This is a genomic window from Pseudomonas veronii (genome assembly GCF_002028325.1).
GTDB classification, from domain to species: domain Bacteria; phylum Pseudomonadota; class Gammaproteobacteria; order Pseudomonadales; family Pseudomonadaceae; genus Aquipseudomonas; species Aquipseudomonas veronii.
In genome coordinates, this window is sequence record NZ_CP018420.1 from 609,526 (window position 1) to 621,419 (window position 11,894).

Here is an 11,894-nt window from a genome sequence, read left to right on the forward strand (position 1 = left end):
GAGTGCGGCACATGTCAAAAGGGCATTCGCTACAAGACCCTTACTTGAATACTTTACGTAAAGAGAAAGTGGGGGTTTCCATCTACCTGGTCAACGGTATCAAGCTGCAAGGTACGATCGAATCGTTCGACCAGTTCGTTATCCTGCTGAAAAACACCGTCAGCCAAATGGTTTACAAGCACGCTATCTCGACAGTCGTTCCCGTCCGTCCAATCCGTCTGCCTAGCGCGACTGATGGCGAACAGGGTGACGCTGAGCCAGGTAACGCCTGATAGGAGTCTCCTTTGTTCTTTGAGCGCCACGGTGGTGGTGAGCGAGTGATCCTCGTTCACTTGGATGGACAGGACCCTGAGGCGCGCGAAGATCCGCAGGAGTTTCAGGAGTTGGCTAATTCGGCCGGCGCCGAGACCGTTGCGTTTTTTAACGTGCCGCGTCATCGGCCAACCGCCAAATACCTGATTGGCAGCGGCAAGGTCGAGGAACTGCGCGACCTGGTCCATGCCGAACAGGCCGATCTGGTGATCTTCAATCACATCCTCACGCCCAGTCAGGAGCGTAACCTCGAACGTGTTTTCGAGTGTCGCGTGATCGACCGTACCGGCCTGATTCTCGATATTTTCGCCCAACGCGCGCGTACCCATGAGGGCAAGCTCCAGGTTGAACTGGCCCAGCTTGACCACATGAGCACCCGGCTGGTGCGCGGCTGGACTCACCTTGAGCGTCAGGGTGGCGGTATCGGCATGCGTGGCCCGGGCGAGACCCAGCTGGAAACCGACCGGCGACTGTTGCGGGTTCGCCTGCGTCAGATCAAGGGCCGGCTGGAAAAAGTCCGCAGCCAGCGCGAACAATCGCGACGTGGCCGCAGCCGTGCGGATATCCCGACCGTTTCCCTGGTGGGTTACACCAACGCCGGCAAGTCCACGCTGTTCAACAACTTGACCAAGTCGGACGTGTACGCGGCCGACCAACTGTTCGCGACCCTCGACCCGACCCTGCGCCGCCTGGAACTGGCCGACCTGGGGCCGATCGTGCTGGCCGACACCGTGGGCTTCATTCGGCACTTGCCGCACAAGCTGGTCGAGGCGTTTCGGTCTACGCTCGAAGAGTCGAGCAACTCCGACTTGCTGTTGCACGTGATCGATGCGGCTGAGCCGGATCGCATGTTGCAGATTGAACAGGTGATGGTGGTGCTGGGCGAGATTGGTGCCCAGGACTTGCCCATCCTCGAGGTCTATAACAAACTCGATTTGCTTGAAGGCGTTGAGCCACAAATTCAGCGCGACGAGGACGGCAAGCCCCAGCGGGTCTGGCTGTCGGCGCGTGATGGCCGGGGCCTGGACTTGCTCGAGCAAGCGATTGCCGAGTTGCTCGGCAACGATTTGTTCGTCGGCACCTTGCGCTTGCCTCAGCGTTTTGCTCGACTGCGTGCACAGTTTTTCGAGCTGGGCGCGGTACAGAAAGAAGAACACGATGAAGATGGCGTCAGCTTGCTGGCCGTTCGATTGCCGCGCTCGGAGCTGAATCGGCTGGTCAGTCGCGAAGGCGTTGTACCGACAGAGTTCATCGAGCAACACACTTTGCAATAAAAGCCTGAGAAAGCGGTTGTGCCGCAGTAGCAGGCATTCTGTAGCATTGGTCGGCGCGCCGTGGGTGCGTCTTTGCTTTATCAGATGGAGAGCGCTATGGCTTGGAATGAGCCGGGTGGCAACTCGAATAATCAGGATCCTTGGGGTGGTAAGCGCCGCAATAATGGCGACCGCAAGGGGCCGCCGGATCTCGACGAGGCCTTCCGAAAGCTGCAGGAAAGCCTGAATGGGTTGTTCGGTGGTGGAAAAAAACGCGGTGGTGACGATGGCGGTCGCACAAGCAAGGGCGGCGGCTATGGCCTGCTGGGTCTTGGGCTTGTCGTGCTCGCGGCCGTGTGGCTGTACAGCGCGGTCTACGTGGTGGACGAGCAGGAGCAAGCCGTGGTGCTGCGCTTCGGCAAATACTACGAGACTGTCGGCCCGGGCCTGAACATCTACTTCCCGCCGATCGACAAGAAGTACATGGAGAACGTCACGCGTGAGCGTGCCTACACCAAGCAGGGCCAGATGCTGACCGAAGACGAGAACATCGTCGAAGTGCCGCTGACCGTGCAGTACAAGATCAGCAACCTGCAGGACTTCGTGCTGAACGTCGATCAACCTGAGATCAGTCTGCAACAGGCGACTGAGAGCGCCCTGCGCCACGTGGTGGGTTCCACCGCGATGGATCAGGTGCTCACCGAGGGTCGTGAATTGATGGCCAGCGAGATCAAGGAGCGCCTGCAACGGTTCCTCGACACCTATCGCACCGGTATCACCGTCACCCAGGTCAACATACAGAGCGCAGCGGCACCGCGTGAAGTGCAGGAAGCCTTCGATGACGTGATCCGCGCCCGTGAAGACGAGCAGCGTTCGCGCAACCAGGCTGAAACCTACGCCAACGGCGTCGTGCCGGAAGCCCGTGGTCAGGCCCAGCGCATCCTTGAAGATGCCAACGGTTACCGCGATGAAGTGGTCTCCCGCGCCAAGGGTGAGGCGGATCGCTTTACCAAGCTGGTCGCCGAGTACCGCAAGGCACCGGAAGTCACGCGTGAGCGTCTGTACCTGGACACCATGCAGGAAGTCTTCAGCAATACCAGCAAGGTTCTCGTGACCGGCGGCAAGGGTGGGCAGAACAACCTGCTGTACCTGCCGTTGGACAAGATGATCGAAGGTGGACGTAGTGGCGCCAGCGCACCGGCCACCGGTTCGAATGCCGCTGCCAACGAAGCGAGCGCCCGTGCGGCTGCTGACTTGCTGCAACAGCAAACACGTACCAGGGAGAGTCGTTGATGAACAATAAATCGCTGACCGCCCTGATTGTGGGCGTCGTCGTGGTCATCGCTGCCTGGAACTGCTTCTACATCGTCGCTCAGACCGAGCGTGCGGTGCTGCTGCAATTCGGTCGCGTGGTCCAGGCAGACGTCCAGCCGGGCCTGCATGTGAAAGTCCCCTACGTCAACCAGGTGCGCAAGTTCGACGCGCGCCTGATGACCCTGGATGCACCGACACAGCGTTTCCTGACCCTGGAAAAGAAAGCCGTGATGGTTGACGCCTACGCCAAGTGGCGCGTCAAGGATGCCGAGCGCTTCTACACCGCGACCTCCGGCCTCAAGCAGATTGCCGACGAGCGTTTGTCGCGTCGTCTGGAATCGGGCCTGCGTGACCAGTTCGGTAAACGCACCCTGCACGAGGTGGTGTCCGGTGAACGTGATGCGCTGATGGCGGATATCACCCGTTCGCTGAATACGATGGCGGAAAAAGAGCTGGGGATCGAAGTTGTCGATGTCCGGGTCAAGGCCATCGATCTGCCGAAGGAAGTGAACCGCAGCGTGTTCGAGCGCATGAGCACCGAGCGTGAGCGTGAAGCGCGTGAGCACCGCGCCAAAGGTAACGAACTGGCCGAGGGTATCCGTGCGGATGCCGACCGTCAGCGTCGCGTACTGCTGGCCGAGGCCTATCGCGAGTCTGAAGAGGCGCGTGGTGACGGTGATGCGCAAGCCGCGTCGATCTACGCCAAAGCCTACGGCCAGGATCAGGAGTTCTACGCGTTCTACCGTAGCCTGCGTGCCTACCGTGAAAGCTTTGCGAACAAAACCGACGTCATGGTGCTGGACCCGAGCAGCGACTTCTTCCGCTACCTGGAAAAGTCCAAGTAACTCATTGTTCACTCCCGTCGGGCGGCTAAAACGCCTGGCGGGGTGATCCTTTGAGAAAACGGGTGTATGATGCGGCAGCCGGGAAATTCCCGGCTTTTTTGCGTCTGCATGTTTGATTCGGCAGGCGCGACAGGTTTTTCGAGGAAAGTGCCCGACGAGGCCGTTTGCAGGCCGTTCGTCACGTCGCTCTTGCGCGTGGTTTATGCCGGGGGCGGGCATTTTCTGCTTCACTCAAGGCTCGGCCGAGGGCTGGCCGCCCGGATCATAGGGGAATGGCGTAATGGCAACGGTAGACCGCTGGCTGCTGCCAGATGGCATCGAAGAAGTACTGCCACCAGAAGCTGCGCGCATTGAAGTAGCGCGTCGCCAGGTGTTGGATCTGTTCCAGAGCTGGGGTTACGAGTTTGTCGTGACCCCGCATATCGAGTACCTGGAATCCCTGCTGACCGGCGCGGGCCAGGACCTCGATCTGCGCACGTTCAAGGTCATTGACCCGCAATCGGGCCGGCAAATGGGGTTCCGTGCCGACATCACGCCGCAAGTGGCGCGCATTGATGCACACACCCTGCGTCGCGAAGGCCCGAGCCGCCTGTGCTATGCCGGCAGCGTGCTGCATGCAAAGCCGCGGGCGTTGTCGTCGTCGCGCAGCCCGATCCAGTTGGGCGCCGAGTTGTATGGCGATGCCAGCCCGAGCAGCGACGTGGAAGTCATCAGCCTGATGCTGGCCATGCTGCAACTGGCTGACGTGCCGGATGTCCACATGGACCTGGGCCACGTCGGTATCTACCGTGGCCTGGCGCGTGCGGCCGGTTTGTCGGGTGAAGTGGAGCAACAGTTGTTCGATGCCCTGCAGCGCAAGGCAATCGATGAAGTCGTCGCCCTGACCGAAGGCGTGCCGGCCGAACTGGCTGACATGCTGCGTGCGCTGGTGAACCTGTGCGGCGGCCGCGAAGTCCTGGACGCTGCCCGTGAGCGCCTGGCCAATGCGCCGGCGCCAGTATTGGCGGCACTGGATGACGTGCTGGCGATTGCCGCGCAGTTGTCGGCGCGGTTCCCGCAACTGCCGCTGTATTTCGACCTGGGCGAGTTGCGCGGTTACCACTACCACACCGGTGTGGTGTTCGCTGTGTTTGTGCCGGGTGTTGGCCAGGCCATCGCCCAGGGCGGTCGTTATGACGATATCGGCGCCGACTTCGGTCGTGCGCGTCCGGCCACCGGTTTTTCCACCGATTTGAAAACCCTGGTGACCCTGGGGCGTGCTGAGGTCGAGCTGCCGTCTGGTGGCATCTGGATGCCCGACAGTACGGACGCAGCACTCTGGCAGCAGGTTTGTCAGTTGCGCGGTGAGGGTCAGCGTGTCGTCCAGGCGTTGCCTGGGCAGCCATTGGCCGCCGCCCGTGAAGCGGACTGCGACCGGCAATTGATTCTGCAGAACGGGCTTTGGCAAGTATCGCCACTGGCTTCTTGAGTTTTCCTGCCGGCCATCGCCGGCACCAAGTTTGCGCGAATGAGGACAAGTGTTATGGGTAAGAATGTCGTAGTCCTGGGCACCCAATGGGGTGATGAGGGCAAAGGCAAGATCGTTGATCTGCTGACCGAACATGCTGCCGCCGTAGTGCGCTACCAAGGTGGCCACAACGCTGGCCACACCCTGGTCATCGATGGCGAAAAAACCGTCTTGCACCTGATCCCGTCGGGCGTCCTGCGCGAAGGCGTGCAGTGCCTGATCGGCAACGGCGTGGTGGTTGCACCCGACGCCCTGATGCGGGAAATCACCAAGCTGGAAGAGAAAGGCGTACCGGTGCGCGAGCGCCTGCGTATCAGCCCGGCCTGCCCGCTGATCCTGTCCTTCCACGTCGCGCTGGACCAGGCCCGTGAAAAGGCCCGTGGCGAGCTGAAGATCGGTACTACCGGTCGCGGTATCGGCCCAGCCTACGAAGACAAGGTTGCGCGTCGTGGCCTGCGTGTTGGCGACCTGCTCAACATGCCGCGCTTTGAAGACAAACTGCGTGAACTGGTGGATTACCACAACTTCATGCTGGTGGGTTACTACAAAGAGCCAGCCATCGAATTCGACAAGACCCTGGCCGAATGCAAGGAATACGCTGAGCTGCTCAAGCCGCTGATGCTGGACGTGACGGCCGAGCTGCACGACCTGCGTCGCGCTGGCAAAGACATCATGTTCGAGGGCGCCCAAGGTTCGTTGCTGGACATCGACCACGGTACCTACCCCTACGTGACCAGCTCTAACACCACCGCTGGCGGCGTCGCTACCGGTTCGGGTGTTGGCCCGATGTTCCTGGACTACATCCTGGGCATCACCAAGGCTTACACCACGCGGGTCGGTTCGGGTCCATTCCCGACTGAACTGTTCGACGAAGTGGGCGCGCACCTGGCTAAACAAGGTCACGAGTTTGGCGCGACTACTGGCCGTGCTCGTCGTTGTGGCTGGTTCGATGCCGTTATCCTGCGTCGCGCTATCGATGTGAACAGCATCTCGGGTATCTGCCTGACCAAGCTGGACGTACTCGACGGTCTGGAAACCATCAACATCTGTGTCGGCTACAAAGATGCAGAAGGTAAGGTCGTTGCCCCGACTGACGCTGACAGCTACGTAGGTCTGCAGCCGGTGTACGAAGAAGTACCGGGCTGGGTCGAATCGACCGTGGGTGCCAAGACCCTGGAAGAGCTGCCCGCCAACGCTCGTGCGTACATCAAGCGCGTTGAAGAGCTGATCGGCGCACCGATCGACATTATTTCGACGGGCCCGGACCGCAACGAGACCATCGTTCTGCGTCACCCGTTCGCTTAATAAGCTGTTGATGTAAAACGCAAAGGGCTCCTCAGGGAGCCCTTTGTCGTTTAAGTTCGCCAAGCGGCACGACCCTTGCTGTATTTCCTTCTTTCGCGGTGCTATCAAATTAATGGCACCCGTGGTGGAGGGATTCCCGATGTCTGCCGTTCTCTCATTGTTACAAAGTCGTCTGTTGCGGCCGGTGTTCGTTACCCTAGGTATCGCTCTTTTGGTGCAAGTGCTGGTGGCGGTCGCTCTTACTCGGAGCACAGTCACGGCGCTGGAAGCTGATTTGGGCAATCGCCTGGGGGTCGACAGTCAGAAACTGTCCGGCGAATTGGCCCAGGCCGGCAAGGAAGTCACATCCAGCCTGGACAGCTTGTCCAGCAGTACCCGTCAGCGTCTGACCGCTGGGCTTTCCGCGCGCCTGCAGGAAGAGCAGAAGCAACTGCGTGCGACCCTGGAAAAAGACTTGCAAGACTCCGCTAACGACATGGCGCAACTGCTGGCCTCCGTGGCGCCTCGCGCCATGTGGGACAACGATGTGCCGACGCTGTCGGAGTTCGCCCGACGGGCCCAGCGCAATCCCAACGTGTTGTTCGTGGTCTACGACGACGCCGCCGGTGAGCATCTGACCCGCTATCTGAACCGGGAAAACCCGATCAACCAGGCGCTGCTGGAAAAGGGCAAGGGCGACCGCGCCCTGGATAAAGTGCTGGACGCCGCCAAGGCGGACTCTTCCGTGTACTACGTCGAAGCGTCCATCAGCCCCAACGGTGTCGAGATCGGCAAGGTTCGCATGGGGGTCTCGACCGCGTCGGTGGAAGCCAACCTGCAGGCGCTGGATAAGCGCTTTGCGACACTGATCGCCAGCGGCGATCAGTTGGTGGGCGATAGCCTCAAAGGTGCGGCGGCCGATAGCGCGGCCGCCATGGGCGCAAGACTGCAGTCGGCGCAGGCGACCGCCACCCAGATGACGGCCAACACCACCAATGCCGTGCAGGACGCGGCGGGCACCTTGCGCTGGCGCATCGGTATGGGGCTCGCGGCGGTCGGCTTCGGTGTGCTGCTGTTGATCGCGGTGGTGCTCGGGCGGCGGGTGGTCAATCGCCTGAAACTGTTGATCGCGGCCATGGATGATCTGGCGGCGGGCGAGGGCGACCTGACCAAGCGTGTGCAGATCAACAGCAAAGATGAGATCGGCGACATGGCGTCGGCGGTCAATCGCTTTGTGGATAAGTTGCAGCCCATCGTGCGCGAGGCCGGCGATGTGGCGCAGCGTACCGGTGTGGAAATCGGCGCGATGACCTTGCGCAATGCCGGCGCCGATGCGGCTGCCGGTTTGCAGCGCGACGAAGTGGCCGAGAGCCTGCGCGCGTTGTCGCAGATGGCGGATGAGGCGCAGGCCGAAAGCCATGCGATGCAGGCCGCGCTGCAACAGGTGGTGGATATTCGCCAGGCCACGGATGAAAACTCACGCACTTCGGCTGAAGTCGGCAGCTTGATCGAAGCGCTGGCGGGCCAGGTGCAGGCCGGTTCCAAGGTCATCGAGCGCCTCGCCGCGCAAAGCGAGCAGATCGAAGTGGTATTGACGGTGATCCATGGCATCGCCGAGCAGACCAACCTGCTGGCGCTCAACGCGGCCATCGAAGCGGCGCGTGCCGGTGAGACCGGGCGTGGCTTTGCGGTGGTGGCGGACGAGGTGCGTGCGCTGGCGAGTAAAACCCAAAGCTCCACCGGCGATATCCAGGCACATATCGTGGCGTTGCAGCAGGGCGCGCGCGAGGCGGTCGAAACCATCGGCAAGGCCGGGCGCCAGGCCAACGAAGGCTTGCTGGTGCTGCGCGACAGTGTGCGCTTGCAGCAGACGGTGCAGGCCTCGGTGGAGCAGGTGCATGCGGCGATTGGCCTGGCCACTCGTGCGGCCGAGCATCAGGCCCAGGGCGCGCATGCGGTGCGTGGGCGGGTCGAGGTGATCCATGCCCAGGCCGAGCGTGCCGCACAGGCTGTGGTGGAAACCACGGCCAGCGGCAAGGTGCTGGATGGCTTGGCGGCGCAGTTGAAGGCGAGCCTGGGGCAGTTCCGGGCTTAGTGTGGTCTGTGTCGCCCCCATCGGGAGCAAGCTCCCTCCCACATTCGACTGCATTCCAACGCTGGAACCCGGTCAACTGTGGGAGTGGGCTTGCCCCCGATAGCGGTTTCAGCGACTCAGATACATCCGCGTCGTGAGCAAATAAACCGGCAACCCCGACACCAGAATCAACAACGCCGCATACGGCGCCGCCGCCGCGAATTCGATATTCGAGGTGTGCGCCCACACCGCCGTCGCCAGGGTATTCAGCCCGGTCGGGCTGAGCAGTAATGTCGCGGTCAATTCCTTCATCGCATCGAGAAACACCAGCGCGAATGCCGCCCCCAAAGCCGGGAAAATAATCGGCAGGGTCACTCGGCAAAAGGCACTGAACGACGACGCACCCAGCGTGCGTGCCGCCTCTTCCAACTGCGGTGCCGCCTTGTTCAAGGCTGTCCGGATCGGCGCCTGGGCCAGCGGCAGAAACAGCAGCGCATAGGCAATCAGCAGCAGTGCCGACGTCTGGTACAGCGCCGGCACGTAGTGCAAGTCGAAGTACACCAGCGTCAGCGCAATCACCAGGCCGGGCAGGGCGTGCAGCAAGTACGGCAGGCGCTCGGCCCAGAGCGCCAGCGGGCCTTTGTAGCGCACCACCAGCAACCCCACCGGCACCGCGAGTGCCAGGCACAGCGCCGCGCCGCCCAGCGACAGCGCCAGGGAGGACAGCAGCGCCTCACCAATCTCGGCCACCGGGAACGCGGCCGACGAGCCCACCGCCAGCCAATAGCCGAGCATCCCCAGCGGAATGCCGCTGCCGATGATCGCCAGCGCCAGGCAATACAGCTGCCCCAATGGCGCCCACTTGCCCAGTCGGATCTGTTCCGCATGCCGCGCCGCACCCTGGCCGATCCGCACATGTCGGCCCTTGCCGCGCGCGCGCAGTTCCAGCCACAGCAGCGTAAGGCACATTGCCAGCAACACCGCCGACAGCATCGCTGCATTGGCGTTGCTGAATTCCAGTTCGAATTGCTGATAGATCGCTGTAGTAAAGGTCTGCAGGCCGATGATCGACAGCGCGCCGAATTCCACCAGCATATGCAGCGCGATCAACAATGCCCCGGCCAACAGCGACGGCCACAGCAAGGGCAGGGTGACGCGCCTGAACACGCCCCAGCGATTCAGCCCCAGGGTGCGCGCGGACTCTTCGAGGGAGGGGTCGAGATTGCGCAGGGTCGCCGCCACCGGCAGAAACACCAGCGGGTATTTCGACAGGGTCATCACCAGGATCGCCCCGCCGAGCCCTTCGAAGTTGGCGCTCAGCGACACCCAGGTGAAGCTGCTGACAAACGCCGGCACCGCAAACGGCAGGCACAGGATCACGCCCCAGAGGCGGCGCCCCGGCAGGTTGCTGCGCTCCAGCAGCCAGGCGAGGGATAGGCCGATCACGCCGCACGCCAGTGTGACCCCGACCATCAGCGCCAGGGTGTTGCGCAGCAGCCCGAACACATACGGGCGCCACAGCAGATGCACGGCCTCCGCCCAGCCCGCTTGCCAGGCCTTGAGCCCGACATACGCCAGCGGCAGCAGGCTCAAGCCCACCAGGAGCAGCACAGGTAGTAACAGCCAGATCGACGGGCGCTTGCGTCGCGGGCTGTAACCCCCGCGCAGGGCGGCAGCGCGGAGCGATGGGTTCATCAGTTCAGGCCAACGTCACGTTCCAGGTCCAGGGCTTCTTGCGCGTTGCCCAGGTCGGCGGGGGTGACTTTCGGCGGTTGCAGTTCGCTGAACGGCTTCAGGCCGCGACTGGACTCCATGCCCTTGCGCAGCGGGTATTCGGCCGAGGTGTTGGTGATCACGCGCTGGCCTTCTTCGCTGACCATGAACGCCAGCAGTTGCTGGGCTTCTTGCGGGTGCTTGCTGGATTTCAGTGCGGCAGCGGAAGACACGGTGATCAGGCCGCCGGCATCGCCGTTGGTGAAGTAGTGCAGTTGCGAGTCCAGGTTGGTTTTTTCCTTCTTCAGGGCAAACCAGTAGTAGTTGTTCACCAGCACGCTGGCGACTTCGCCGTTTTCCACGGCTTTGAGGGCGACCATATTGTTGCTGTACACCTTGCCGAAGGCGCGCAGGCCGGTCAGCCATTCTTCGGCGGCTTCGCGACCGTGCAGCTTGATGATCGCCACGGCTTGCTCCTGGAACGCGCCGCTGGTGGGCACGAAGCCGACCTTGCCTTGCCATTCGGGGCGGGCGAAATCCAGTACCGACTTGGGCAGGTCTTTCTCGGCGATCAGTTTCGGGTTGAAGGCCACGACGCGGGTGCGTGCGGTCACGCCCATCCAGTCACCCTGGCTGCCGATGTAATCCTTGGGCAATACCTCGAGGGTGCCGGCGTCGATTTTCGCCAGCAGGCCTTGCTCGCCGAGTTTGTTCAACGGCGGCGATTCTTCGGTGTAGATCACATCGGCCGGGGAGCGCGCGCCTTCTTCGACGACCTGGCTGGCCAGCTGGTTGCTGCTGCCTTTGCGCACGTTGACGTGAATGCCGGTCTTGGCTTCGAAGGCTTTGGCGAGTTCATCGCCGACTTCTTTGTGTTGGCCGTTGTACAGGGTCAGGGCAACCTTGTCGGCGCAATAGGCTGTGGGCGAGAGCAGGGTCAGGCTGAGCAGAGTGAGGCTAAGGCCACGCAGAAGGGATGTTTTGAGATGGGTGCCACGGATCATCATCCGGAAGTTTCCTCGCTTGAGTGCAACAAATCGTTGCAAGGATAAACGATAAAGCTTCTCAAGTGCGGATGAAGGAGAAATCCATGGGGCGGTTTTCACACCCCAGAAACGAAAAAACCCGCTTTCGCGGGTTTGATCTGAATTTGGTGCCCAGGAGAAGACTCGAACTTCCACGACCTTGCGATCACCAGCACCTGAAGCTGGCGTGTCTACCAATTTCACCACCTGGGCATTATCAAGCAACGTTGCCGCTGTTGATGGAGCGAACTATACGGAGCGCTTTTTGATCTGTAAACCCCTGATTCGAAAATATAAATCAGTTTTTCGTTAAGAATCAAAGGACTGTAACGCAAAAACCCGCTTTCGCGGGTTTCTGGATAACTCAAGGCTGACCTCGAGTTTTGAATTGGTGCCCAGAAGAAGACTCGAACTTCCACGACCTTGCGGTCACCAGCACCTGAAGCTGGCGTGTCTACCAATTTCACCATCTGGGCAATATCTTCAACGTTGCCGTCGTCGATGGCGCGCACTATACGGAGTGGCTTTTGAACTGTAAACCCCTGCCATGAAAAAAGCCTGGAAAAT

At 61.4% G+C, this 11,894-nt stretch carries 9 protein-coding genes and 2 tRNA genes; 7 read left to right on the forward strand and 4 right to left on the reverse strand.

The window, feature by feature from the left end; translation table 11 throughout:
• Nucleotides 1-11: 11 nt before the first annotated feature.
• The 7 genes from hfq (at nucleotide 12) to PverR02_RS02745 (ending at nucleotide 8,610) form a co-directional block, all read left to right on the forward strand.
• Complete coding sequence (gene hfq / locus PverR02_RS02715; protein ID WP_017849756.1) at nucleotides 12-272, forward strand: RNA chaperone Hfq; 261 nt, start codon at nucleotides 12-14, stop codon at nucleotides 270-272.
• Between the two features lie 12 nt (nucleotides 273-284).
• The gene (gene hflX, locus PverR02_RS02720; protein ID WP_046384903.1) at nucleotides 285-1,586 is read left to right on the forward strand and encodes a ribosome rescue GTPase HflX; all 1,302 of its coding nucleotides are present in this window, start codon (nucleotides 285-287) and stop codon (nucleotides 1,584-1,586) included.
• A gap of 96 nt (nucleotides 1,587-1,682) precedes the next feature.
• Nucleotides 1,683-2,858, forward strand: a complete 1,176-nt coding sequence (gene hflK / locus PverR02_RS02725; RefSeq protein ID WP_017849754.1) for an FtsH protease activity modulator HflK — start codon at nucleotides 1,683-1,685, stop codon at nucleotides 2,856-2,858.
• Nucleotides 2,858-3,724, forward strand: coding sequence for a protease modulator HflC (gene hflC / locus PverR02_RS02730; protein WP_046384902.1), 867 nt, complete (start codon nucleotides 2,858-2,860; stop codon nucleotides 3,722-3,724). The genes hflK and hflC overlap by 1 nt, the downstream gene beginning before the upstream one ends.
• A 280-nt stretch (nucleotides 3,725-4,004) precedes the next feature.
• Complete coding sequence (locus PverR02_RS02735) at nucleotides 4,005-5,192, forward strand: ATP phosphoribosyltransferase regulatory subunit (protein ID WP_017849752.1); 1,188 nt, start codon at nucleotides 4,005-4,007, stop codon at nucleotides 5,190-5,192.
• Between the two features lie 54 nt (nucleotides 5,193-5,246).
• Nucleotides 5,247-6,536: an adenylosuccinate synthase gene (locus PverR02_RS02740; protein WP_017849751.1), complete on the forward strand. Its 1,290-nt coding sequence runs from the start codon at nucleotides 5,247-5,249 to the stop codon at nucleotides 6,534-6,536.
• A 139-nt stretch (nucleotides 6,537-6,675) separates the two neighbouring features.
• Complete coding sequence (locus PverR02_RS02745) at nucleotides 6,676-8,610, forward strand: methyl-accepting chemotaxis protein (protein WP_026140382.1); 1,935 nt, start codon at nucleotides 6,676-6,678, stop codon at nucleotides 8,608-8,610.
• Nucleotides 8,611-8,718: 108 nt separating this feature from the next.
• On the opposite strand, the gene PverR02_RS02750 is transcribed toward PverR02_RS02745, so the two are convergent.
• The 4 genes from PverR02_RS02750 to PverR02_RS02765 form a co-directional block, all read right to left on the reverse strand.
• Complete coding sequence (locus PverR02_RS02750) at nucleotides 8,719-10,284, reverse strand: ABC transporter permease (RefSeq protein WP_079442721.1); 1,566 nt, start codon at nucleotides 10,282-10,284, stop codon at nucleotides 8,719-8,721.
• The gene (locus PverR02_RS02755; protein ID WP_079442722.1) at nucleotides 10,284-11,309 is read right to left on the reverse strand and encodes an extracellular solute-binding protein; all 1,026 of its coding nucleotides are present in this window, start codon (nucleotides 11,307-11,309) and stop codon (nucleotides 10,284-10,286) included. Before PverR02_RS02755 ends, PverR02_RS02750 begins: the two co-directional genes overlap by 1 nt.
• A gap of 144 nt (nucleotides 11,310-11,453) precedes the next feature.
• Nucleotides 11,454-11,540, reverse strand: a tRNA-Leu gene (locus PverR02_RS02760).
• 176 nt (nucleotides 11,541-11,716) lie between these two features.
• Nucleotides 11,717-11,803: transfer RNA gene (locus PverR02_RS02765), tRNA-Leu, on the reverse strand.
• Between the last annotated feature and the right edge of the window lie 91 nt (nucleotides 11,804-11,894).